A 24,579-nucleotide genomic window follows, 5' to 3' on the forward strand; every position below is an offset into this window, starting at 1 on the left:
AGTGGATGGGTCCAAAAAGGCAAAGGAGAGTTGGATGCCGAGCGTGCTCGATCAGAAATATGAAGCGGTCCTCGCCGCGGTTAGCGGGACGGGGGGACGCATCGTGATCGGGCAGGACGCCGAGGGGCGTGCGACGGTAGCCAATTTCCCGCCCACGCTGCCGATGTTCTTCATGATGTTCGCGCAGCTTTATGCCGACCACCCCTATGTCATCTCGGGCGATGAACGGCTGACGTACGCCGAGATGAACGCGCTGAGCGACCGCATGGCCAAGGGTCTCGTCGCGCGCGGCGTGACCAAGGGCGACCGCGTCGCCATCGCCATGCGCAACTGCACCAGCTGGATCGCCGCTTATATGGCGACGGTGAAGGCGGGCGGCGTGGCCACGTTGATCAACGGCTGGTGGCGCGAGGAGGAACTGGCGCATGCCTTCGAACTGACCGAGCCCAAGCTGATCATCGCCGACGCGCCGCGTGCGGCCATGGCGGAGAAGCTCGGCCATGGCGACATCACGCTCGACGTCGACATCGACCAGCCGGTCGCGGCCGCATTGGCTGCCTTGCTCGAGGCCCCCGAAGACACGGCGTTGCCGACTGTCACGCCCGAGGACGATGCCACCATCCTCTTCACCTCGGGCTCGACCGGCAAGGCCAAGGGCGCGCTGTCGACCCACGGGCAGGTGGTGCAGGGCACCTACACCTATGTCGTCTCGCTGATGGTGCTGCGCGGCATCCTCGAGAGCGAGGGCAATCCCGTGCCCGAGCAGATGCGCGCGCTGGTCAGCGTGCCGCTGTTCCACGTCACCGGCGAAGTGCCGGTCATGCTTACATCCTATGTCATCGACCGCGCGCTGGTGCTCATGCCCAAATGGGACGCCGAGCTGGCGATGCAGCTGATCGAGAAGGAGAAGGTCACCGTTTTCACCGGGGTGCCGACCATGGCCTTGGAGTTGATGACGCACCCCAAGAAGGGCGACTACGACCTTTCCAGCCTCGGCGACATCAATTCGGGCGGCGCGGCGCGGCCTGCCTCGCATTTGAAGCGGCAGGACGACGACCTACCCGGCACCCGCTCGATCCAGGGCTATGGCCTGACCGAAACCAATGCGGTCGGCTGCGGCAATTTCTGGCAGAATTACAAGGATCGCCCGACCAGCGTGGGCCGACCGCAAATGCCCTTCGTCGAGATCGGCATCTATGGCGATGACGGCAAGATGCTGCCCGCCGGCCAGAGCGGCGAGATCGCGATCCGCTCGGCCGCCACGATCAAGGGCTATTGGCGAGACGAGGAAGCCACCGAGGCTGCCTATACCGACGAGGGCTATTTTCGCACCGGCGACATCGGTTACCTCGACGAGGACGGCTACCTCTACATCGTCGACCGGATGAAGAATATCATCATCCGTGGCGGCGAGAATATCGCCGCGGCCGAGGTCGAGGAAGTGCTCCACACCCATCCCGCCGTAGCCGAGGCCGTCGTGCTCGCCAAGAAGGACGAACGATTGGGCGAAGTACCCTTCGCCATCGTGTCCTGCCCGCGCGGGGGCTGCGATGCCGAGGGCCTTCGCGTGCATTGCGCCGAGCGGCTCGCCGCCTTCAAGGTCCCCGAGGAGATCGTCATCGCCGACACCGCGCTGCCGCGATTGGGCACCGGCAAGATCGACCGCATCGCGCTTGCCAAGCAATATCGCGACTAGGCTGGTCTTGCGGGGGACAGGGTGATGCAGCTCGACCGGCGCTCCCTCCTGATCGGCGGCGGAATTGGCGTCGGGCTGCTCGTTGCCTGGCAACTGCTTCCCGGCGATGATGCGCGCGTCCCCGTCCCCGAGGGCGGCACCGCGATCGGCGGCATGGTCGCGCTCGACCCGCAGGGCGGTATCACGCTGCACAGCCCGCAAGTCGAATATGGGCAGGGCATCTGGACTGCCTTCGCGCAGGCCATCGCCGATGAAATGGGCGCGCGGATGGACAGCATCGCGGTCCAGCCGCTGCAGGCCGGATCGGGCTTTGCCAATCCGATGATCGATGAAGCGTTCGGCAGCGCGATCCGCATCACCGCCGCCGCCACCTCGGTCCGCGCCTTCACACTCGATATCCGCCGCGCCGCCGCGTCGATGCGCGAATTGCTGCGCGCCGAAGCGGCGGAGCGCGTCGGGCTCGATCCGGCCGGCCTCCTCATCGCCGAGGGCGAGGTGCGCGGGGGCGAGCGGCCGCTGTCCTTCGCCGAACTGGCCGAGGGGGCCGCGTCGCGCCGCGCGCGGGGGGCCGAGCTTCGTTCCTGGGCCGGTGGCGGGATCATCGGCACCAATGCCGCGCGCGTCGACACCCCGCCCAAGATGCGCGGGACCTTCGCTTTTGCCGCTGACGTGCGCCTGCCCGACATGGCCTATGCCGCCGTACGCGTGCCGCCGCCCGGCGGGCGCGTCACCGGGCTCGACCGCGCCGCCGCGAGCGCGCGGCAGGGCACGACGGAGATCATCGAGGACGAGCGCTTCGTGGCGGTCATCGGCGAGACGAGCTGGGCCGCGCAGGCAGGACTTGCCGCCGCCAAGGTGCGCGTCACCGGCGCCCGGCTCGACGATGCCGCCATCGAGGCTGCATTGGTCGCCGCGCTCGACGCCAAAGATGGGAAAGTCTGGGTCGACGTCGGCGATGCATCCGACGCCATCGCCGCCGCCGACGCGCCGCTGGCCGGCGAGTTTCGCGCCGCGCCGATGCTGCACCAGTCGCTCGAAGCGCCCGCCGCAGTGGCGCGGCCGCGCACCGACGGCGGGCTCGACGTTTGGGCCGCCACGCGCGCGCCCGATGCCACTCGCGCCGCCATCGCCGACGCCTGCGGCCTGTCACCCTCGCGCATTCAGCTCGTCCCCATGGGAGTCGGCGATCCCTCGGGCGCGCTCCTGGAAAATGATGCCGCTCCTGTCGCAGGCCGCCTCGCGCTTAGGCTCGGTCGCCCGGTGCAGGCGAGCCTGTCGCACCATGCCGCACGCCGCGTCGGCGCTGTCTCTCCCCCGATGGCGGCGCGGGTCGAGGTCGCGCTCGGGGGCGGTGGCATTCTCGGCTGGCGCGCCCATTATGCCGCCCCTGCGGGTCTGGGCGGCAGTCTTGCCCGTCTCGGCGGCAAGCGCGGGCCCAGTCGCCTTGGGGCCACTGGCCTGCCCTATGGCGTGCCGGCGCAGGAGATCACCACCACCACCATCGACCTGCCGCTGCGCACCGGCTGGATGCGCGGGGCCGAGGAGGCGTTCCACGCGCTCGCCACTGAGACGATGATCGACCGCGCCGCACGCGCCTTGGGCCGCGACCCCCTGTCCTTCCGCATCGGATTGCTTGGCGGCGACGTGCGCATGGCGCGCCTCCTCACCCGCCTCGCCGCCGAAGCGCGTTGGGACGGCGGCGGCGCGGGCAGCATGATGGGCGTAGCCTGCGCCCGGATGGACGGCAGCCGCATCGCGCTGGTCGCCGAAGCCAGCGGCAGCCCCGCCAGTTTCAAGGTCAGCCGCCTCGTCGCGGCAGTCGATTGCGGCGCGATGGTCAATCCTGCGCTCGTCGAGCAGCAGGTCGCGGGCGGCATGCTCGCCGCGCTCCAGCAACTGCGGTTCCCCGCCCCGCGGATCGTCGACGGGCTGCCCGAGCCTGCCGGTGCCGCCATCGGTCCGGCCCTCGACGCGCTGCCCGAGATCAGGGTGCTCACGACCCCCTCGGGCGAGCTTCCCGGCGGCGTGTCGAGCCTCGGCGCCGCCATCGCGCCCGCCGCCATCGCCAATGCGCTCGGCGCTGGCGGGGAGGACCAAGGACCGGTCTTGCGCACCCTGCCCTTTGCTTTAGGGGCCTGAAGCCATGGACAAGCCCGCCGATCATCCGACCTTCCCGCCGCGGCGCACTGCCGTTCTCCTGACCAATCTCGGCACCCCCGATGCGCCCGAGACCGGCGCGGTGAGGCGCTATCTCAAGCAATTCCTGTCGGACCGCCGCGTCATCGAGATCCCGCCCATCGCGTGGCAACCGATCCTGCGCGGCATCATCCTCAACACCCGCCCGAAAAAAAGCGCGGCGGCCTATCGCGAGGTGTGGACCGACGACGGCTCACCGCTGGCCGCCATTACCAAGCATCAGGCCGAAGCGCTCCAAAAGTGGCTTGGCGACGACGTGCTGGTCGACTGGGCAATGCGCTATGGCAATCCCTCGATCCCAGACGCGCTCGACCGCCTGTGGGACGCTGGCGCGCGGCGCATCCTCTTCGCCCCGCTCTATCCGCAATATTGCGCCGCGACGACCGCCAGCAGCATGGATGCGTTGTCGGACTGGCTGGCCCCGCGCCGGTGGCAGCCCGCGATCCGCACGCTGCCGCCTTATTATGACGCGCCCGCGCACATCGACGCGCTCGCCGCCGATCTCGGCGCGCAGTTGGGCGCACTCGATTTCAAGCCGCAAAAGCTGCTGCTCAGTTTCCACGGCATGCCCGAGCGCACGCTGCACAAGGGCGACCCCTATCACTGCCAGTGCCAGAAGACGGGGCGCCTGCTGGGCGAGAAGCTCGACCTGCCGACCGAAGTGACCTTCCAGTCGCGCTTCGGCCCGGCGCAATGGCTCACCCCCGCCACCGACGACCGGTTGAAGGCGCTACCGGGCGAAGGCGTCACCCGTCTCGCCATCGCCGCGCCGGGCTTTTCGGCCGACTGCCTCGAGACGATCGAGGAGCTCGGCATTCGCGGCAAAGAGGATTTCCTCGCCGCCGGTGGTGAACAATTCGCCCGTCTCGATTGTCTGAATGATCGTAAGGCGGGCATGGACATGCTCGAAACGCTCATCCGGCAGGAGCTTGGCGGCTGGGCCTGATCAACAGGGAGATGGATCAATGACGGAACGAGTTGCAGTAGTCACCGGGGGCACGCGCGGCATCGGCGAGGCGATCGCGGTCCATCTCCGGGACAAGGGCATGAAGGTCGCCGCGACCTATGCGGGCAATGAGGAAAAGGCCAAGGCCTTCACCGACCGCACCGGCATTCCCGCCTACAAGTTCGACGTCGCCGATTTCAACGGCTGCCAGGACGCCGTGACGAAGATCGAGGCCGACCTCGGCACGGTCGACGTGCTCGTCAACAATGCAGGCATCACGCGCGACAGCACCATGAAACGCCAGAGCCACGAGCAGTGGCAGGAAGTCATCGACACCAATTTGGGCGGCTGTTTCAACATGGCCAAGGCAGTGTTCGAAGGCATGTGCGAGCGCGGCTATGGCCGCATCGTCAACATCGGCTCGATCAACGGCCAGGCAGGCCAGTACGGCCAGGTCAACTATGCCGCCGCCAAGTCGGGCATCCACGGCTTCACCAAGGCGCTGGCGCAGGAAGGCGCGCGCTTCGGCGTCACCGTCAACGCCATCGCGCCGGGCTATATCGACACCGACATGGTCGCCGCCGTGCCCGACAATGTCCTCGAGAAGATCGTCGCGCGCATCCCGGTGGGGCGTCTCGGCAAGGCCGAGGAGATCGCCCGCGGCGTCGGCTTCCTCACCGACGAGGAAGGCGGCTTCATCACCGGCTCGACGCTGTCGATCAATGGTGGTCAGCATATGTATTAAGCCAGCGCAGCCGCAGAAGGGCGCGCCCCTTCTGTCGGCGGTTGCCCCCCGGGCAAGCGCGCAGCTCGGACGGCGGGTCGCGTCAGCGAACCCGACCGACGGCGTGGGGCCGCCCCCACGCCGCAGACGCAGAAAGATAGCCCCATGTCCTTTACCCCCGATCCCGTCGCCAAGCGCTCGGTCACCATCGGCGGCCACGAGACATCGATCAGCCTCGAACCCTTGTTTTGGGAAGCGCTGAAGGTCGCCGCCGCCGAACGCAATCTGCCGGTGAACGCGCTGGTCGCGCGGATCGACCTTACCCGGTTCGATGAAACCGGCGCGCCGCGCACGGGGCTGGCGAGTGCGATCCGGCAATGGCTGATGATCGAGGGCCCGATCGCCCGCGCGCGATAGATCAGGCGAGACGCTTCAGGACAGCATCGCGGAACGCCGCACCCTCGTCGGGGGCGTAGCGCAGGAACATGTCGGGCTCGATCAGCTCCAATTCCATTAGCAGCGGTCCCTGTTCGGTCATGACGAGGTCGACCCGCGCATAGGCGGGCGGCTGCGGTGCGCAGGCGAGCGCGGCCTCGGCGACCTTGCGCGCCTCGGGTGGTGCCTCGACCGCCTCTTCGGACCCGCCGAACTCGGGCTGGACCCGGAATTCACCCTCTTTGGCGCGCTTGACCGCGGCATGGCTGTAGCGACCGTCGAAATAAAGGAGGCTCATCTCGCCGCCCGTCAGGATTTCGGTGAGGAAGGGTTGGATGATAAGGCGCCTATCGCGCACATCCTCGGGCAGCGCATCGCTCGCGGATAGCGCATAGGTGCCCTCCCCGCTCGCCGAGAGGCGCGGTTTCACGACCAGCTTGTCTGACTTGAACGTCGCCGCCGCGCGCGCGAGCACGCCTTCCTCCTCGCCATGCGCCTCGATCGTCGGCACCACCGCGACGCCCTTGTCGGCGAGTTCGGAAAGATAGGCCTTGTCCGAATTCCACCGCAGGATGGCAGGGTGGTTGACGCAGGCGACCTTTCGGAAGGCGATGCGATCAATGAGGTCGAACCAACGCCCGCCGTCCAAGTGATAGCCCCAGGCGATGAGCGGCAGCACCGCATCCACGCCGCGCAGGAAGGTGTCGTCGGCCTCGTTCCAGCGCTGGTCGAGCACCTCATGCCCCGCGCCTTCGAACAGGGCGCGCTGGCGCTCCAGTTCGGCGGCATAAAATTGCGCCTCCCAGCGCGAGGGCGTGAGGATGGCGATCCGCATGAGGGTCCTTACCGTGCGAGCAGGATGCGCGCCTGGTTGGCGATCTGCGCGAGCATCGGAGTGGTCGAGCCGCCAGCGCGCTGCGCCCGGTCGACGAGGCGGCGGAATTGCTCGATGCGCGGCTCGTTGCGCGTGATCCACTGCTCGATCGCTTCCTCGACCTCGGCGCCGCCACGCAGCACCTTGGCGAGAAAATCGATGCGCAACTGCTCGAAATCGCGCGCGAGGCCGGCGACGAGCAAGCGTTCCCAATTGTCCTCGGGGACATAGCGGATGAGCTGCTGCTGCGCCCAGTCGAGCCCGAGCGCCTCGCCGAGGCGCGTATAGGCGGCGGTCAGCGACAGCACGTCGGTGCCCTTGCGTTTGCCCAGCGCGGCCAGCCCGAACACCCCGTCCATCTCGTAGAGGTGGATGAGCGCATCGACGAGTACGGGGTCGGCCCCCATGCCGGTCAGCCGCTCGCGCCGTGCCTGCGCCTCGTTGCGCACCTCGGCGCGGATGAGGCGTTCGGTGGCGGTCTCGACCGCCTGGAAACCGGGGCCGAACAGGTCGATGAGCTTCGACACGCGCATCTCCGCGCCCGCCGAGCGCAGGATGTCGGACAAGTGGCTGCGCACCGAGCGCGCGGCGACCGCGAACAGTTCGATGCGGGTGGCCTCGTCGACCTCGGCCGCTTCGATACGCGCCCACAGCGCCTTCAGCCCGAGCAACCGCTCGGCGACGAGGAACGCCACCGCAACCTGCCCCAGCGCGACGCCTTCCTCCTCGGTCATGTCGAGCGCGATCGAGGGTCCGAGGCGATTGACGAGGCGGTTGGCGACCTTGGTGGCGATGATCTCATTCTCGAGCCGGTGGGCGGCAACGGCCTCCTTGTGCTCGGCGATCATCTCGCGCGGGAAGGCGGCAAACAATTCGCCCTCGAGCGCCGGATCGCTGCCGAGGTCGAGCTTTTCCGCTGCGTCCTGCAACGCCATCTTCGACATCGACAGGACGACCGCCAGTTCGGGGCGGGTCATGCCGACATTGTCGAGCCCGCGGCGCATCAGCGCCTCCGAACTGGCCAGCCCCTCGACGCGGCGGTCGAGCCGGCCCGAGGCCTCGAGGATCTCGATGGTGCGGACAAAGCCCGGGAGACCCGCCGCGCCGCGTGCTTCGGCCACCGACAGCGCGAGCGCCTGCAGGCGATTGTCCTCGAGCACGAGCGCGCCGACCTCGTCGGTCATGCGCGCGAGCAGCGCGTTGCGCTCTTCGAGCCCTAAACGCCCCTCGCGCATCTCGCGATTGAGCGGGATCTTGATGTTGACCTCATTGTCCGAGCAATCGACGCCCGCACTATTGTCGATGAAGTCGGTATTGATGCGCCCGCCCGAAAGCGCGAATTCGATGCGCGCTTCCTGCGTGATGCCGAGGTTGGCGCCCTCGCCCACCGCCTTCACGCGCAGCTCATTGCCGTTGACGCGGATCGCGTCATTGGCCGGATCGCCGACATCGGCGTTACTCTGCGAGGAGGCCTTCACATAGGTCCCGATGCCGCCGAACCAGAGAAGGTCGGCAGGTGCCTTGAGGATGTAGGACAGGATCGCCTGCGGGGCGAGATCGTCTTCGGCGTCCTCGGGAATGCCGATGGCGGCGCGCGCCTCGGGCGTTAGCTTGATCGACTTTTGCCCGCGCGACACGATCATGCCGCCCTTGGACAGCTTGGCCTTGTCATAGTCCTGCCAGCTCGACCGGCCCATCTCGAACAGGCGCTTGCGCTCTTCCCAGCTCAAGGCGGGGACGGGCTCTGGGTCGATGAAGATGTCGCGATGGTCGAAGGCGGCGACGAGGCGGATCGCCTTGGACAAGAGCATGCCGTTGCCGAACACGTCGCCCGACATGTCGCCGACACCGACCACGTCGATGGGCTCGGACTGCACGTCGACGCCCATTTCGAGGAAGTGGCGCTGGACCGACACCCAGGCGCCCTTGGCGGTGATGCCCATCGCCTTATGGTCATAGCCGTTCGAGCCGCCGCTAGCGAAGGCATCGCCGAGCCAGAAGCCGCGTTCCAGCGCGATCGCATTAGCGACATCGGAGAAGGTCGCGGTGCCCTTGTCGGCGGCGACGACGAAATAGGGATCGTCACCGTCGTGGATCACGACATTGTCGGGATGAACGACACGATCATCGACGATATTGTCGGTGACCGACAGCAGCGAACGGATGAAGGTGCGATAGGCTTCGGTGCCTTCGGCGAACCAGGCCTCGCGGTCGGTCGGCGGGGGCAGCTGCTTGGCGAAGAAGCCGCCCTTGGCGCCGGTCGGCACGATGACGGCATTCTTGACCAGCTGCGCCTTGACGAGGCCCAAGACTTCGGTGCGGAAGTCGTCGCGGCGATCGGACCAGCGAAGGCCCCCGCGCGCGACCGGACCGCCGCGCAAATGGATGCCCTCGACGCGCGGGCCATAGACCCAGATTTCGCGATAGGGGACGGGCGCCGGAAGCCCCGGGATCTTGCCGCTGTCGAACTTGAAGGCGAGGCATTCGCCCTCCTTCAGCGCAAAGGCGTTGGTGCGCAGCGTCGCCATGACGAGCGCGCGGAAAAGGCGGAGGATGCGGTCGTCGTCGATCGACTGCACCATCGACAGCGCATCGTCGAAATTGCGCAGGGCGCGCTTGATCGAGGCGGCGCGATCATCCTCGGCATGAGGATCGTGCGCGGCGATGAACGCCTCGATCAGCGAGGCGGTCGCCATCGGCGCTTCCTGCAGCGTCTCGACCACGGTGGCGAGGCCGAAGGCGACGCCGATCTGGCGCATGTAGCGGAACCAGGCACGCAGCCACACGACCGAGCGCGGCTCGAGGCCGGCGAACAGGACGAGGCTGTTGAAGCCGTCATTTTCCGCCTCGCCCGCCATCACCTCGGCAATGGCTTCCTCGATCACCGAGGCGCGCTCCATGATCGAGTCCATGTCAGTGCCCTCGGGCAATTCGAGATGGAAGTCGTGGACATAGCCGAGCGCGCCGTCGGCGAGCGCGGTGGGGATTTCCTCGAGCACGTGGAAGCCGAAAAATTCGAGCACCGGGACGGCCTCGGACAAGGGAATGATCCCCTTGGCGCGATAGGTCTTGAGCCGCAGGCGGTTGGCGGCCTCGTGCGGCGCACGCACGAGACGCACGCTGCGTTCATCGAGGCTTTCGTCGAGCGCCGACATGCGCGCGATGTCGAGCGCCCCCTCGCGCGGGGTGGTGCGCGTACGATAGCTTTCGGGCATGCCCGGCAGGTAGGACAGCGCGAGGCGGGTGGCACGGCCAGCGCCGACCTCGTCGATCAACTCGGCCTCGACCGCGGGGGCCCAGCCGCGCACCATTTCGACCAGCGCCTTGTCGAGCGCATCGACATCGGGCAGCGGCATCGAGGGATCGGTCGCCATGGTATAGCGCAGCAGCGCCAATTCGCCGTCGCCCAATTCGACCGACCAGGAGGAAATCGGCGAGCCGACCTCGTCCTCGAGCATCATTGCCACCGCCATGCGGCGCGCGGTCGACAGCTCGTCGCGCGGCAGCCATACGAAGGCGTAGAGATGCCGCTGGAGCGCGCCCTGCAGCACGAGCAATGTCGGGCGCGGGCGGTCGGCGAGGCTCATCGCGGTCAGCGCGGCGAGCCGCACTTCCTCTTCCTCGAAGCTGATGACGAGGTCGTGCGGGAGCGTCGAGATGGCGTGGGTCAGCGCCTTGCCGCCGTGACTGGCGGGCGAGAAGCCCAATTCCTTGTCGAGCGCTTCCAACCGCTGGCGCAGGATCGGCACTTCGGCCGCCGGCGCACGCAAGGCTTCCGAGGTCCACAGGCCGGCGTGGATCGAGATGCCGTCGTCGCGGCGCACCATGATGACGTCGAGGGGTACACGGCGATGCACCGGCGACACCTGGTCGGCCTTGAGGATGAGATAGGAGCGTCCGCCGCTGGTCAGCGCCTCGATCGCGGCGGCGACCACGCTCTGGTCCCACAAATGGATACCGTCGCGCAGGATGCCGAGCCCCTCGCCCGGCGTCCCGTCCTCGCCGACGAGCAGATGGCCGAGCAGGGTGAAATTGTCGGCGACCAACCAGTCGAGGAACGCCGCCGCCTCGGGGCGCGGTTCGCGCAGCCGGTCGGCATCGCGCGCCATCTCGGCGAGCATGACCTTCCAGTCGCGCACCGCGGCGCGGACATGCTCGAGCACGTCGCGCAGGATGACCGACAGATCGTGGCGCCCGCGCGCATCGGCGCGGTCGAGTTCGATGAAGATGAGGCTTTCGGGCGTGCCGTCCTCGCCGCCCCAGCTGGTGATGCAGCCGTCCTTATCGCGCGCGACGCGGATGATGGGGTGGAGCAGGCGATAGACCGACAGGCCGCGCGCCGCGATCGCGCCCGCCACGCTGTCGACGAGAAAGGGCATGTCATTGTTGACGAGCGCGAGGCGCATGCGCCGCTGGCCCGCCTCGCCGCCCGAGCTTTCAAGCTCGAGATTGAGCTGGCCGTCCTTGCGCTGGCGCGCCGCCGCCGCGACGAAGCGCGCGGCATCCTCGAGGTCTTCGAGGCCATAGCCGTCCAGATCGCCGGGAAGCGCGCTCGCCTCCATGGCCTGTTCGAGCAGCTCCACCCACGCGGGATCGATCCCTTTATCCGACATGCCCTCTTCCCTGACGCATCCTGATTGGCGGCGGGCTATAGACCCGCGCCAAAGGGCACCACAAGGGGGAAACGGCCAGTGTTTGCGAGGCTTTTTAGCGGCTTGCCTTGACGATCGCGCGCTCGACCAATTTGTGATCGATCACACGGGCGATCGGGCGATGCGCGCCACTGTCGTCGCGGCGCACGAGCACCAGCGCGAACTCCTCGTTGGCACCGAGGCGTTCAAGGTCGATCGCATCGCGTTGACGAAGGCGCCGGGCCGCGGCTTCCACGGCGCGGCTCGGGCCGCCCGCGGCGGGCACCTCCTCGCCGCGCTTCAGGGCGCGTTCGGCGGCGACGAGCCCCTTGAGCCCGCCTTCGGCCTCGCTCACAAAGGCTTCGAATTCGCCCTGCGCGAGGCCCTCGCGGTGGCCATAGGACAAAGCGGCAGCGAATTCGGTGAGGCGCGTCTTGTCGTAATCCACCCCGAAGACAAGCTTGACGATCGGAGTCATGGGCGCGCGCGCCTGCACGGTCAGCTCGGCGGCCTCGAGGAGCGCGGCATAGTGATCGGGCTCCGCCTCGGCAACGAGGCTGAAATCATAGGCCTGACCGAGCGCGCGGTAGAGCGCGGAACGGCTGCGGCTGTCCGCGTCGTTGGACAGCGCGGCGGCCTCGCGCGCCGCCTCGAGCCATGTCTCGAGCTGCGAGGGTTCGTCGTCGGCTTCGGCGACGTCTTCGGCTTTGGCTTCGGCGACGTCTTCGGCCTTGGCGTCATCGGGTTCGTCGACTTCGTCGAGCGCGGCAACTGGCTCGGGCTCGGCTTCCACGTCGGCCACGCCGTCTTCGAACTCGGGGTCGGCCTCGACCGCTTCCACGCGTTCGAACGCCGCTTCGATCTCGGCCGGCTGTTCGGTCATCTCATCGAGCGTCTCGTCCGTAGCGACAGGCTCGTCTGGCACGACCTGCTCGGACGCGGTATCCTCGCCATCGCACGCCGCTTCCTCGACTTCGGCCGGTGCGGAGGCGTCTGCATCGACATCGGTCTCGTCGACTAACTCATCTTCCACGGCGAGGTCGAGCGGGTCGTCCTCGACCGGTTCGGACAGATCTGCCTCTTCGGACAGCAGGAGTTCGTCGTCGTCTTCATCGTCCCAAGCCTCCGCCTCGACTTCAGGTGCTGAGTCATCGTCGGAGACGACGTTGGTTTCGGCGGCCTCTTCGACGTCGACCTCGCTGTCCACCTCCTCATCCGCTGTCGCTTCGGCCGCATCGTCAGCCTCGGCCGCGGGGCGCGGCGCAAAGGAGGCTTCCTCCTCCTCCGGCATGGCGGGAGCGAAGGAAATCACGCCGTCTTCGGACAAAGCGGGACCCTCGTCCTCGGCGTCCGACTCGAGCATTTCGGCATCGCCCAAGTCGAGCGGTTCCTCTTCCTCGGACATCACCGCATTGTCGTGATCGAGCGGCGCTTCCTCGGTGAGGTCCTGGGCTTCGGCCGGCGCATCATCGCCGAGCGCAAAGGGATCGTCGACGTCGTCTTCCAACCCCATGTCGGCGAGCGGGTCGGGCCGTTCCATCTTCTCGTAGCGACCGGTCAGTTCGGCATAGCCGCTCTCGTCGCCGATCTCGTCATGTTCGCCCTCATCGCCCATGTCGTCGGGCAGGTCGACCGCGGCCAGCGCGGCATAATCGGCACCGTCGGCGGCGCGCTCTTCTTCCTCGGGCTCGACCGGGTCGAAGGCCACCATGCCGGGCGCCGCTTCGTCTTCGGCGACCTTGGCAATCGCGTCATCGTCCTGCGCGTCATCGGCCACCGGCCCGTCGAGCGTGAGCGGTTCGACCTCGTCCGACAGCACCATCGGCTCATCAGCGACAGGCGTGCCCTCTTCGGCGTGGACGACCTCTTCCTCGATGTCGCCTGCCGCGTCGGCGCAGACTTCAGCAGCGATCTGGTCGTCCTCGGGTGCGGCGGCGATCGTCTCGGCAAGCGCTTCCTCGGCAGCGGCGAGAATCTCGCCGACCCCGGCGGCGGCGGCAGCGTCGTCGCCCGCCGCATCGCTCGCCGTCTCTTCCTCGGGCGCCTCGGCCTGCGGGCCGTCGCCCTGCGGCACCGGCGCGGGCGCGTCGAGATCTTCCATCTCGCCTGCCGCTTCTTCCTCGGCGCGGGCCTTGGCCTCGGCCTCTTCTTTGCGCTGCTCGGCGGTCTTCCAGTTGATCACCGCGTAGACGAAGTCGATGGTCTTGTCGTCGGACGAGAAGGGCATGAGGATGCCGCGATAGAGCGGGCCGTCGCCGACTTCCTCGGCACTGCCGCTCTCGAACCCGACGGGGGCGCGGCATTCCATCAAACGCTCATAATGTTCGGCAACGAGGCCGAGCATCGAATCGGCGGGCACCTGGCTCAGCCGTTCGATCGATTCGCCGATGTCGCATTGGTTGCGGATCGCCTGACCCACATAAGGGAGCGCAGGGTCCTCGGCGCCATTGGTGAAGTCCATCAGCACGCTGTTGACGGCGAAATTCTGCAAATCGGCAGGTTTCAGATCGTCGATCGAGGGAAAGTCGCGGCCATCGAGCAACGAATACCAATAATTATAGGCGCGCACCTGCATGCGCCGGTCGGCGATCGCGGCCTGGCTGCCATTGTCGAACTGCTTCTGATCCGCGTGCATCTGGGCCCACCCCGACTCTCATTGACGTCAGCGTGGGAGCATGGGGATGCGGGCTGAAAAAAGCGTTAAGGACCGATCAACCAGTCGCTTGTCGCCAAGGCTTGCAGTGGCCATCGCACCTTGGTAGAGGCGCGCATCCGCGTGGCCCTTCCCGGGCCGACCGCGATGCCGCAGTAGCTCAGCTGGTAGAGCACGTCATTCGTAATGATGGGGTCGGGGGTTCGAGTCCCTTCTGCGGCACCACTTCCTTCCATTCATGCGTACAAGCCGCGCCGATGCGTGTTGTCATGCGCATCCTTGCCTGTCGGCGATGGCAACGAAAAGGGGCCCCGGACGAACCGGGACCCCTTCTTGTCGGATCGCTGACCCGCGGGTTCGACTAGAAGTCGAAGCGCGCGAGGAACGAGAAGCGACGATCGTTGCGGAACGCCGAACGCGTGATCCGCGAGCCGTCGTAATCGATCAGCTGCGACGTCCGGGTCACCTCGTCGAGGAGGTTCACACCCTGGACCCCGACCTTGATGTTGTCGGTCAGCGCATAGAAGACCGACGCGTCGAGCTGGCCCGTCGCCTCGCCGTAGATCGGCGAGAAGGGGAAGATCACGTCGCGCGGGGTCTGCAGGAACTCCGAGCGCCAATTGTAGGCGGCACGGGCCGACAGGCCACCATATTCGTAGAACACCGTCGCATTGACCGTATGCTCCGAAATGCCGGCAAGCGGGAGACCCTGCGCCAGCGGGCTCTGCCCACCGGGGTTGTCGTTGAAGAACTCGCCGCCATCGACATAGGTGTAGGTGACCTGTGAGCCGAGACCCGCAAGCGGTCCGGGCAGGAAGTCGTACACCTGCTGGTAGGCGACTTCGACACCCTTCAGGCGACCGCTTTCGAGGTTCTGCGGACCGGTAACGATGACCTCGTAGGTCTCGCCATTGTCGGTATTGACCAGTTCCTCGATCACGGCACCGTTGATGATGACGTCGTCGATGTCCTTCATGAAGGCGGTCAGGGTCAGCGAGCCGACCGTGTCCCAATACCATTCGAACGACACGTCGTAGTTCCATGCCTGGATCGGCCGCACAAACGGGTTGCCCGCGTTGAAGCCAAAGAGCGGGCCCGAGGCTTCGGTACCGGCAGAGACGAGGTTGTTGATATTGTCGCCGAGCACGCCGCCGACACCCGCCGCGGCGAGGTCCGGACGCGTCATCGCCTTCGACACGGCGGCACGCAGGATCATGCCATTATTCATGTCGAGACGCGCATTGAAGCTCGGCAGCCAATTGTCATAGGTCTGGCCGGTGCCGATGTCGGTGCGCGCACCGTTCAGCGCCGACACAAATTCACCGAGACGCTCTTCGGGCAGCGAGCAATAGCTGGCGAAGGTCGCCCCCGGGGGCACGTTGGCACAACGGTTCTCGAGATCCGAGATTTCCGCCACGCCGTCACCGTCGCCGCCGTAGTTCACCCCGGCCACCTCGTTGGGCGCGTCGATGATGCTGGCATCGGGGAAGCTCAGGATGCCGTCCGAACGCACGCTGGTGTCGGCGTAACGCACGCCGAAGTTGCCATCGAGCACCCAGCCGTTGTCGAACTCCATCTCGTAATCGGCACGGGCGTAGAGGCCGAGCGTCGATTCGCCGATACGCTGAATGTTGGCGGGCGCGAAGATCGGCTCGCCATTCTCGTCGAGCGCGATGAGATCGCGCGCCTGATCCGAACGGGTGAAGTCCTGGATCGGCTGGAATTCGCCTTCGAGGGTGCCAGCGAGATACTTTTCGAGCAGGTCGTCGCCGCCGTAGAAGAAGCCCGCGCCGGCCGGAGTCGGCACGTTGCCGCGCTGGAAATTGTCGCCATAGGGGTCGTACAGCGACGCCTGGCTCGGGAAGTCGACGACATAGGCGCCGCCACCGTTGCCGTAGAAACGATCGGGATCGTTCTGCGACCAGTTCCAGTCGCCGTTACGCGTCGACCAGGTATCGCCGAAGTTCGACCACACCTGATAGTAAGCACCACGGCTGATCTGGTTGCGCTCGGCCCAACGGGCGCCGAAACGCACGCGCTCGATCGGACCGGCCTCGAGATCATATTCAAGGTCGGCCTTGAAGCTGTTGAGGTTCGCATTGTTGCGACCGCGACCGTCGAGGTGGAACCAGAAGAGGGTGCCTTCGGGATCCTGGTTGGCGGTCAGCGGCGTGCCGCTGCCACCCGAACCGGCCTCGAGGAACTGCACGACCGGGGTTTCGCCCGAATTGTCGAAATACAGGTCGCTGAAGGTCTTCATCGCGGTGATGATGCCGTCGAGGCTGCGATCCGAATTCAGATACTGATATTCGACATTACCACGCAGGCGATCGGTCAGCGCGAAGTCGACGTCGACCGAGAAATCCTCGGTCATCGCTTCGTCCTGCTGGCGGAAACGCACGTTCTCGGTCGGAATACCCACGATGTCGAATTCGCTCAGCTGGGTATAGGTCGCCGATACGAGCTGGTTGCCGATGACAACCGGGTTGGTGCCCGGCGCGATGACCGGCACGTAGCGATCGTCGTTGACGAGCGCGAGCGTGGCGAATTCCTCGAGGCTGCCCTCGGTCTCGGCGCGCATATATTCGGCGGTGATGAGCAGCTCGCCGCCCGCGCTTTCGAACTGGGCGACACCCGAATAGGCGTTGCGGTCGCGGGTCAGCGTGGTGGTGCGGACACCGGCGCCCTTGGGCGCGATGACGAGGCCGCTGGGGTCGAATTCGTCGGGGCCGAGCGGATCGCCGCTCAGACCGCCGCTGCCCGCATCAATGGTGCGGTAGCACAGGTCGTCGGCGCCAAGATCGGGATCACGATAGCAAGGGTCGGTGATCTGGCTCGCATCGGTGCGAGTCACCAGTTCCTGCTGGGCGTAAGCCACCTGGAGGCCGATGGTGCCGGCTTCGAAGTCCCAGGTGTTTGCCGCCAGCAGCGAGAAGCCGGGCGACCATTCCTCGGCGAGATCGCCGACGTTCGCCTCGACCGTGCCGGCCAGCTTGAAGCCGGGGTTGTCGAGCGGCTTGCGGGTGACGAGGTTGACCGTCCCCGAGATGCCGCCCTCGACCATGTCGGCGGTGAGGTTCTTGTAGACTTCGACGCGGCCCAGCAGTTCGGGCGAAACGTCGTTGAAGCCGAGGTTACGGCCACCATTGGCCGAGAAGATGTCGCGTCCGTTGAGTTCCGACCGGACGTAGGGAAGGCCGCGGATGATGACACCCGAACCCTCGACGCTGAAGCGATCGGGGTCGTCGCGCTGGGCAAAGCGGCTGATGTTGACGCCCGGGACGCGCTGCAGCGATTCGGCGACCGAACGGTCGGGAAGCGCGCCGATGTCCTCGGCGGTGATGACGTCGACGAAGGTGTCGGCGTCGCGCTTGATGTCCTGCGCGGTGTTGAGGCTCTTGAGGAAGCCGGTGATGACGACAGTATCGTCCTCTTCGATCACCGGTGCATCGGTGCCCTCGAGTTCCTCGGGTTCGTTCTCGGCCTGCGCCGGATCGCTCGCGTCCTGCGCATAAGCGGGCTGCGACAAGGCCATGACCATCGCGAAGCTCGACGCGGTGCCGAGCATACGCATGCTAAACAAGTTCTTCTCTTCGGTAGCCAAAAGATCCTCCCCGATTTATTGGCGAAGCGCTGGAATCGCGCGAATTTTGACGGTTCAGGTTTAATGTTGGCTGTGATCGTTCACAAGCAAAAGATGAACGTTCACAATTTGCCTCTTTTCCGTTATTTCGTGCGGACTTAAGCCAGTTTGCGTAAAGGAAGTGTTGCGCTCGGGTTACAGGTGGAGAGGACGGTAGGTTCATGGGTATCAGGAAGATCGTCATCGTCGGTGGCGGCACCGCGGGATGGATGACCGCGGCAGCATTGTCGCGGCTCGCCCAGGCGCGCGCGGTGGAAATCGTGCTGGTCGAGAGCGAACTCATCGGCACGGTCGGGGTCGGCGAGGCGACCATCCCCCCGTTCATCAACTTCCAGGACCGCCTCGGCATCGATGAAGCCGAGATGCTCGCCGCCGTCCAGGGCAGCTTCAAACTGGGTATCCATTTCGTCGATTGGGAGCGCCAAGGCGACAGCTATTTCCACCCCTTCGGCAACTATGGCTATGCCGTCGACAGCGTGTCCTTTCACGAGATCTGGATGCGCTATCGCATGGCCGGCGACGAGCGCCCACTGCACCATTTCAGCCCCGAGACCATGATGGCGATGCACCGCCGCTTCATGCACCAGGCCGAGGGCGAGGACCTGCCCGCGATCAACTATGCCTATCATATCGACGCGACCGCCTACGCGCGCTTCCTGCGCCGCTATGCCGAGGGGCGCGGCGTGGTGCGCAAGGAAGGCAAGATCGTCAGCTCCGACCTGCATGGCGAGAGCGGCTTCGTGCGCTCCGTCACGCTCGACGACGGGACCGAGATCGCGGGCGATTTCTTCGTCGACTGCTCGGGCTTTCGTGGCCTTCTCATCGAAAATGCGCTCGAGACGGGCTATGAGGAATGGACGCACTGGCTGCCGTGCGATCGCGCGGTGGCAATCCCGTCGGCTGGCGATGGCACGGTGCTCCCTTACACCCGCGCGACCGCGCACAGCGCGGGCTGGCAATGGCGCGTGCCGCTACAGACGCGAAACGGCAACGGCCATGTCTATTGCTCGCAATTCATGGAGGCCGACGAGGCCACCGACATCCTGCTGAAAAATATCGACGGCGAAGCGCTCGCCGATCCCAACCACCTGCGTTTCGTCACCGGGCGCCGCAAGAAATTCTGGAACAAGAATGTCGTGGCGATCGGCCTGTCGGGTGGCTTCATGGAGCCGCTGGAATCGACTTCGATCCACCTCATCCAGTCGGCGATCAGCAAGCTCGCCGGCATGCTCAGCCTCGATGGCATCACCGAGGCCCAACAGGACACGTTCAACCGCCTCCTGGGCAAGGAATTCTCGCGCATCCGCGACTTCCTCATCCTGCATTACAAGGCGACGAGCCGCGACGATTCCGAATTCTGGAATTATTGCCGCACGATGAGCATCCCCGACACGTTGGAGGAAAAGATCGAGATGTTCCGCCTCAACGGCCAGGTCTTCCGCGAGGAGGACGAGCTGTTTGCGGAAACGAGCTGGGTCGCAGTCATGATGGGGCAGGGCATCGTGCCCAGCCGCCCGAGCGCCATGGCGCACACCCTCGACCTCGGCAAGCTCAGGTCGGAATATGAGGGCATGGACCAGTCGATCAAATATCTCGTTTCCAAGGCCAAGCCGCACGACCAGTATCTCGCCGATTATTGCCCCACCGCGATAGCCGCCGAATAGGCTCCTGCACCCAACTTACATGAAAAAGGCCCGCTCCCCTTACCGGGGGGCGGGCCTTTTCATCTTTCGCAGAGGCCGCGCGTCAGAAGGAGCAGGCGGCGTCCTCGGGCATGTCCTTGCGCTCGATCTCGGCCAGTTCGAGCGTCATCGGCGCAGCGCTGCGGATGGCGATGGTGTCGCCGAGGTCGGCGAGGCAATCGGGGGTCAGGAGCATCTCGCGCCACCCCTTGCCCGCGCTGACGGTCAGTCCCTGCGTCACGTCGACCCGGCTCTCGCCGCTCGTCACCGTAACGGTGCCCGCGGGCGCCGTGTCGAGCTTGTAGAGCAGGCGGTAGCCGCCCTCGCCTGCGCCCGACAGGCTGAGCGTCGCGCCCGGCCCGAAGGTGATGCGGCGCGCATCCTCCTGCCGGTTGCGATCGAGCCCGCGTGCGACGATCCCGCCGCTCTCGCCGATGAGGTTGGGGAGCAGCGCGGTGCCCTCGCCGCCGCGCGCGGTCACCGAGGCGGCAAGCCGTCCGTCGGCATACCAGCTCGCGATCGCGCCGCCGAGATAGTCGCAGGCTTCGTCGAGGGCTCCGAGCGGGCTGGTATCGCCCAGATCGCGGCCATAGCCGACATTGAACAGCGCGCCCTCGGTACCATTGACGGGAGCCCCGCCACAGCCGGCGGGCCAGCTGAACGACAGCCGCCCGGTCGCGGGCATCTTGCCATAAAGAACATCGGCCACGCCCGCGCCCTCGCCGCCCGGCAGCCAGCTCGCGACGAAAGCGTCGGCGGCATTGAGTTCGCGGTTCATCCAAAGCGGACGCCCCGAGAGGAACACGGCGACCGCGGGGATCCCTTCGGCCTCATATTTCTTGAGGAGCGCGAGGCCTTCCTCGTCGCCGAAGACCATCGTCTTGCGATCGCCCGCGAACTCGGCATAGGGCGCTTCGCCGAAGACGACGACGGCGACGTCGGGACGGCTGGTGTAGCTGCCGTCCGCCGACAGCGTGGCGCTGCCGCCAGCCTCCTGCGCGGCGGCTTCGAGACCGGCCCAGATCGAGGTTGCGCCGGGGAACATGTCATTAGCGAGCTCGGTCCCGCCCTGCCAGGTCAGCGTCCAGCCGCCCGCGGCCTGCGCGATGCTGTCGGCCGCGCTACCCGCGACGAGAATGTCCGCGCCGGCGCGAAGCGGCAGCACGCCGTCATTCTTGAGGATGACTTGGCTCTTGGCCACCGCCTCGCGCGCCACCGCGCGGTGCGAGGCCATGCCGAGCTTGTCATAGTCGCCCGCATTGACCCGCGCCGACGGGCGCTTGGCGTCGGGACCGAGGATGCCCGCGCGCAGCTTCAGCCGCAGCACGCGCCCGGCTGCCTCGTCGAGTCGCGCCATCGGGATGGTGCCGTCGTTCACCTGCGCGACGAGGCTGTCCATCAGCCCCTTCCAGTCGTCGGGGACCATGTAGATGTCGAGCCCGGCGAGCAGCGACTGCGGACAGTCGGTGACGGTGCAGCCCGCGACCTGGCCATGGCCGTTCCAGTCGCCCACGACGAGGCCGTCGAAGCCCAGTTCGCCGCGCAGCACGTCGGTCAGCAGCGCTTCGTTACCGTGCATCTTCCTGCCGTTGATCGAATTGAAGCTCGCCATGATCGTTTCGACGCCCGCCGCGATGGTCGCGGGATAGGGCACGGCGTGGATCGACTTGAGCGCATCGATGTCGCCGTTGACGTCGCCCTGGTCGACGCCCTGTTCGGTGCCGCCGTCGCCGAAGAAATGCTTGGCGGTGGCGATCACCCGTCCTTGGCCGAGCCGGTCCTCGGTGCCGAGGCGGCCTTGCAGCCCCTCGACCAGCGCCGCGCCCATCGCGGCGACGAGGCGCGGATCTTCGGAATAGCTTTCATAGGTACGGCCCCAGCGATCATCGCGCGCCACCGCGACGGTGGGCGAGAAGTTCCAGTCGATGCCGGTCACCTCGATCTCGGTCGCGGTGGCCGCGCCGATCATGCGCACGAGGTCGGGATCGCGCGTCGCGCCCAATCCGATATTGTGCGGGAAGATGGTGGCGCCGATGACATTGGTGTGGCCGTGCACCGCGTCGGTGCCCCACATGGTCGGGATGACCGGCTCGTCGCCCTCGAGAGGCTGGACCGAGGCGTCATACATCTCGTCGGCATAGCGCAGCCATTCGCTGGCGGGCGCATATTCATCGCCATAGGGTCCGCCATTGCCGCCATTGAGATAGCTGCCGAAGCGATAGCGCTCCATGTCCTCGGGCGTGAAGCTATTGATCTGCGGCTGGATCAGCTGCGCGACCTTGCGCTCGACGCTCATGCGCGAGAGGAGGTCGGCGACGATCGCATCCTCGTCCATCGCGGGCTCGGTCGTGGCGGTCGCGGGTGCCTGTCCGGCCATCGGCGCGGTGCAAGCGGAAAGGGCGGTGGCGGCCATCAAAAGGCCGAGCGAAGGCGCGAGATGGCGCATCTTGTCACTCCTGTTGCGGCAGGGTCGGTGATGGCGGGACAGCGTGTGACGCCTGTAGCCCGTTCCCTCGTCCCTGCGATGTATCTCTCTCCCGACGAACGATCCGATGCATCGCCGGACCGTTCGCAACAGCGGTAGGTCTATCACATATGTGAGCGTTCACAAGGGCAAAGCGCGTGGCGATCGCCCCGGCGGCGTGAACGATCACGCTTTGCCATCGGCGTGCCAGATGGTAACGACAGTGACGTGCACCGGGGGAAACGGGAAGTTCGATGATCAAGAAGCGTTCGGTGACGATCGAGGATGTCGCACGCGTCGCCAATGTGTCGCGCCAGACGGTGAGCCGGGTGATCAACCGCCTGCCCTCGGTCAGTGCCGATGCCAAGTCTCGCGTCGAGGAGGCCATTGCCGAATTGGGCTATGTGCCCAACCTTGCCGCGCGCCGCATGGGCGGGGCGAGAAGCTTCCTCATCATGGCGATCAACGACCGCGTTCGCACGATCGAGAATTGGTCGGCGGGGCGCGGCAACGACTGGGTCGACCAGATGCTCTACGGCGGCATGCTCGCCTGCGAAGAGCGCGGCTATCACATGCTGTTCGAACTGGTCGACACCGAGCCCGCGCTCGCCACCGGCCAGATGCAACGCATCCTCACCAGCCTCCAGCCCGACGGCTTCATCCTCACGCAGCCGCACAGCGAGAACCCCGCGCTGGCCGAGCAATTGAAGGAGCGTGGCCGCCCCTTCGTGCGCATCGGCCTGCCCAATGCCGACATCCCGGCGATGAGCGTGCACATGGACGAGGCGGGCGCGGCGCGCGCGGCGGTCGAGCATCTCGCCGAGTTCGGCCATGAACGGATCGCGCTGCTCGCGGGCGATGCGCAATATGCCGGCAGCCTCGCCCGGCGCGAAGGCTATGCCGCCGCGATGCAGGACGCCGGCCTCGCGCCGCGCGTCGAGGAGGGTGGCTTCTCCTATGACAAGGCCGCCGCCATTGCCGCCGACTGGTTCGACGGCGACGACTGCCCGAGCGCGATCATCGCCGAAAATGACGAGATGGCCTTCGCGGTGCTGCGCGAAGCCGGACGCCGCGACATCAAGGTGCCCGAGGCGCTCTCGCTCCTCTCTTTCGAGGACACGCCCGGCGTGCGTTTCTCGGTGCCGCCGCTGACCGCGATTCGCCAGCCGACCGCCAAGATGATCGCTACCGCCTGCGACCTGTTGATGGACCGCGCCGAGGGCAAGGAGCCGGGCGAGGACGTCCATGTCCTGCCGTTCGAACTGATCGTGCGCGAGACTACCGGCCCGGCGCCGCGATGACCCCGACGCGCGCGGCGCTGTCGGGCTTCGAGACGCGGCTCGTCCTTGCCACGCTCGGCGCCTTCACCGCTTTCATGCCGCTGCTGGTGCTGCTGCTTCCCCGCCGGGTCGAGCAGATCGCGCCGGGCGCCGCGCTCGAGCCGCTGTCGCTCCTCCTCCTCGTTGGCGGGCTGGTCGCCAGCGGCGCGCATATCCTCGGCGGCTGGTGGAGCGACCGCTGGATGGCGCGGGTCGGCTCGCGCCGCACCCAGATCGGCATCGGCCTCTTCGCCGTCCTCGCCAGCCTGCTCGCCTTCGGCCATGCCCGCCACTTGCCCGCGCTGATGGGGGCGATGATCGCCTTCCAGTTCAGCTTCAACATCCTGTTCGCACCCCTGAACGCGCTGCTCGCAGACTATGTCGAGGATGCGCGCAAGGGCGTGGTCGCGGGCCTTCAAGGCGGGATGCTCCCGCTCGCCGGTTTCACCGTCAGCCTCGTCGGCTGGCTGTCGGTGCGCGATGCCGCCTGGCCCTTTGGACTCACCGCCGCCTTCGTCGGTCTGGCCATTGCCCCGCTGCTCCTCTTCTGGACGCGCCAGCCCGTGCTCGCCCACCCGCCGATCGGGGCCGAACAGGGCGCGGCGGCGTGGAAGCTCCTGCGCGGCGATTTCGCCCGCGCCTGGATCGCGCGGCTCCTCGTCCAGCTGGGCGCGGTTAGCGTGATTTCCTACCTCTTCCTTTATGTCGAGGCGATCGCCAGCGGCGCCGCCGGTTTCGGCACCCGCAGCCCCTCGGGCGCGGTCGCGCTGCTCACGCTCGTGTCCAACCTCTTCGCCATCGCCGCCGGTCTCGCGGCGGGGCGATGGAGCGACCGGCTGGGCGCGCGCAAGCCCGTGCTTGTCGTCACCGCCCTGCTCATGGCCGCCATGCTCGCGCTGCTCGCCTTCGCCCCGCACTGGCTGCTCGTCATCGCGGCGCACGCCATCTTCACCGCCGCGCTCACCGCCTTCCTGTCGGTAGACAGCGCCATGGTCGCCAGCCTCGTCGCGGGCCGCCGCCGCCGCGGCGCGCTCCTCGGCATGATGAACCTCACCAACACCCTGCCCTCGATCATCGCGCCCGCCATCGCCCTCGGATTGAGCCAGGCTGCGCTCGGCGGGCAGGCGCTGTTCACCCTCCTCCTGCTCGCTGCAGGTGCCACCCTGCTCGCCGCGCTCGCCGTGACCCGCATCCGCTCGATCGCCTGAGGCTCTTCCCAAGTCGCTCCATTCGCTGCACAAAGAGGATGGACGCCTTCTCTGTGATCGTTCACAGTCTCGGCTCTTTTCCCGGCAGGCCCCTGTCGGGGCATTCTC

The 24,579-nt window shown here is 66.8% G+C and carries 13 protein-coding genes and 1 tRNA gene; 9 read left to right on the forward strand and 5 right to left on the reverse strand.

The annotated features are described in order from the left end of the window. The first annotated feature begins 34 nt into the window (after window positions 1–34). From NUW51_RS08935 to NUW51_RS08955, 5 genes are all read left to right on the forward strand, one after another. The gene (locus NUW51_RS08935; RefSeq protein ID WP_265587176.1) at window positions 35–1,696 is read left to right on the forward strand and encodes a class I adenylate-forming enzyme family protein; all 1,662 of its coding nucleotides are present in this window, start codon (window positions 35–37) and stop codon (window positions 1,694–1,696) included. A gap of 24 nt (window positions 1,697–1,720) precedes the next feature. Then, a complete protein-coding gene (locus tag NUW51_RS08940; RefSeq protein WP_265587177.1) occupies window positions 1,721–3,835 on the forward strand; it encodes a molybdopterin cofactor-binding domain-containing protein in 2,115 nt (704 codons plus the stop codon). A gap of 4 nt (window positions 3,836–3,839) precedes the next feature. After that, window positions 3,840–4,838, forward strand: a complete 999-nt coding sequence (hemH, locus tag NUW51_RS08945; RefSeq protein WP_265587178.1) for a ferrochelatase — start codon at window positions 3,840–3,842, stop codon at window positions 4,836–4,838. Between the two features lie 19 nt (window positions 4,839–4,857). Further along, on the forward strand, window positions 4,858–5,583 hold the full coding sequence (phbB, locus tag NUW51_RS08950) for an acetoacetyl-CoA reductase (protein ID WP_265587179.1): 726 nt from the start codon (window positions 4,858–4,860) through the stop codon (window positions 5,581–5,583). A 144-nt stretch (window positions 5,584–5,727) separates the two neighbouring features. Continuing rightward, window positions 5,728–5,979: a ribbon-helix-helix domain-containing protein gene (locus tag NUW51_RS08955; RefSeq protein WP_265587180.1), complete on the forward strand. Its 252-nt coding sequence runs from the start codon at window positions 5,728–5,730 to the stop codon at window positions 5,977–5,979. 1 nt (window position 5,980) lies between these two features. On the opposite strand, the gene NUW51_RS08960 is transcribed toward NUW51_RS08955, so the two are convergent. The 3 genes from NUW51_RS08960 to NUW51_RS08970 form a co-directional block, all read right to left on the reverse strand. Next, window positions 5,981–6,832 carry an ATP-grasp domain-containing protein gene (locus NUW51_RS08960; protein WP_265587181.1) on the reverse strand — a complete coding sequence of 284 codons (852 nt, stop codon included), beginning with the start codon at window positions 6,830–6,832 and terminating at the stop codon, window positions 5,981–5,983. A gap of 8 nt (window positions 6,833–6,840) precedes the next feature. After that, complete coding sequence (locus tag NUW51_RS08965) at window positions 6,841–11,484, reverse strand: NAD-glutamate dehydrogenase (RefSeq protein ID WP_265587182.1); 4,644 nt, start codon at window positions 11,482–11,484, stop codon at window positions 6,841–6,843. Between the two features lie 94 nt (window positions 11,485–11,578). Next, window positions 11,579–14,137 (reverse strand): hypothetical protein, encoded by a 2,559-nt coding sequence (locus NUW51_RS08970; RefSeq protein ID WP_265587183.1) that lies wholly within the window; start codon window positions 14,135–14,137, stop codon window positions 11,579–11,581. A 167-nt stretch (window positions 14,138–14,304) separates the two neighbouring features. On the opposite strand from NUW51_RS08970, the gene NUW51_RS08975 reads away from it, so the two are divergent. Beyond that, window positions 14,305–14,380 (forward strand) — tRNA-Thr (locus NUW51_RS08975). A gap of 136 nt (window positions 14,381–14,516) precedes the next feature. Here NUW51_RS08975 and NUW51_RS08980 read toward each other — a convergent pair. Continuing rightward, window positions 14,517–17,729: a TonB-dependent receptor gene (locus NUW51_RS08980; protein WP_265587962.1), complete on the reverse strand. Its 3,213-nt coding sequence runs from the start codon at window positions 17,727–17,729 to the stop codon at window positions 14,517–14,519. Between the two features lie 230 nt (window positions 17,730–17,959). On the opposite strand from NUW51_RS08980, the gene NUW51_RS08985 reads away from it, so the two are divergent. Beyond that, window positions 17,960–19,462 (forward strand): tryptophan halogenase family protein, encoded by a 1,503-nt coding sequence (locus NUW51_RS08985; RefSeq protein WP_265587184.1) that lies wholly within the window; start codon window positions 17,960–17,962, stop codon window positions 19,460–19,462. 82 nt (window positions 19,463–19,544) lie between these two features. Here NUW51_RS08985 and NUW51_RS08990 read toward each other — a convergent pair whose 3' ends face one another. Beyond that, window positions 19,545–21,926, reverse strand: a complete 2,382-nt coding sequence (locus NUW51_RS08990; protein ID WP_265587185.1) for a glycoside hydrolase family 3 protein — start codon at window positions 21,924–21,926, stop codon at window positions 19,545–19,547. A 272-nt stretch (window positions 21,927–22,198) separates the two neighbouring features. On the opposite strand from NUW51_RS08990, the gene NUW51_RS08995 reads away from it, so the two are divergent. Both NUW51_RS08995 and NUW51_RS09000 read left to right on the forward strand, forming a co-directional pair. Next, window positions 22,199–23,245: a LacI family DNA-binding transcriptional regulator gene (locus NUW51_RS08995; RefSeq protein ID WP_265587186.1), complete on the forward strand. Its 1,047-nt coding sequence runs from the start codon at window positions 22,199–22,201 to the stop codon at window positions 23,243–23,245. Then, window positions 23,242–24,471 carry an MFS transporter gene (locus tag NUW51_RS09000; RefSeq protein ID WP_265587187.1) on the forward strand — a complete coding sequence of 410 codons (1,230 nt, stop codon included), beginning with the start codon at window positions 23,242–23,244 and terminating at the stop codon, window positions 24,469–24,471. The genes NUW51_RS08995 and NUW51_RS09000 overlap by 4 nt, the downstream gene beginning before the upstream one ends. Window positions 24,472–24,579 lie beyond the last annotated feature (108 nt).

Source organism: Sphingomicrobium arenosum (assembly GCF_026157085.1).
Taxonomy (GTDB): domain Bacteria; phylum Pseudomonadota; class Alphaproteobacteria; order Sphingomonadales; family Sphingomonadaceae; genus Sphingomicrobium; species Sphingomicrobium arenosum.

Excerpts from the sequence above, each read along its gene's own strand:
- hemH (WP_265587178.1), top strand. The coding sequence starts at position 3,840 with ATGGACAAGCCCGCCGATCATCCGACCTTCCCGCCGCGGCGCACTGCC.
- NUW51_RS08995 (WP_265587186.1), top strand. The coding sequence starts at position 22,199 with ATGATCAAGAAGCGTTCGGTGACGATCGAGGATGTCGCACGCGTCGCC.
- NUW51_RS08980 (WP_265587962.1), bottom strand. The coding sequence starts at position 17,729 with ATGCGTATGCTCGGCACCGCGTCGAGCTTCGCGATGGTCATGGCCTTG.
- NUW51_RS08985 (WP_265587184.1), top strand. The coding sequence starts at position 17,960 with ATGGGTATCAGGAAGATCGTCATCGTCGGTGGCGGCACCGCGGGATGG.
- NUW51_RS08965 (WP_265587182.1), bottom strand. The coding sequence starts at position 11,484 with ATGTCGGATAAAGGGATCGATCCCGCGTGGGTGGAGCTGCTCGAACAG.
- NUW51_RS08970 (WP_265587183.1), bottom strand. The coding sequence starts at position 14,137 with ATGCACGCGGATCAGAAGCAGTTCGACAATGGCAGCCAGGCCGCGATC.
- NUW51_RS09000 (WP_265587187.1), top strand. The coding sequence starts at position 23,242 with ATGACCCCGACGCGCGCGGCGCTGTCGGGCTTCGAGACGCGGCTCGTC.
- NUW51_RS08940 (WP_265587177.1), top strand. The coding sequence starts at position 1,721 with ATGCAGCTCGACCGGCGCTCCCTCCTGATCGGCGGCGGAATTGGCGTC.
- NUW51_RS08990 (WP_265587185.1), bottom strand. The coding sequence starts at position 21,926 with ATGCGCCATCTCGCGCCTTCGCTCGGCCTTTTGATGGCCGCCACCGCC.
- phbB (WP_265587179.1), top strand. The coding sequence starts at position 4,858 with ATGACGGAACGAGTTGCAGTAGTCACCGGGGGCACGCGCGGCATCGGC.
- NUW51_RS08960 (WP_265587181.1), bottom strand. The coding sequence starts at position 6,832 with ATGCGGATCGCCATCCTCACGCCCTCGCGCTGGGAGGCGCAATTTTAT.
- NUW51_RS08955 (WP_265587180.1), top strand. The coding sequence starts at position 5,728 with ATGTCCTTTACCCCCGATCCCGTCGCCAAGCGCTCGGTCACCATCGGC.
- NUW51_RS08935 (WP_265587176.1), top strand. The coding sequence starts at position 35 with ATGCCGAGCGTGCTCGATCAGAAATATGAAGCGGTCCTCGCCGCGGTT.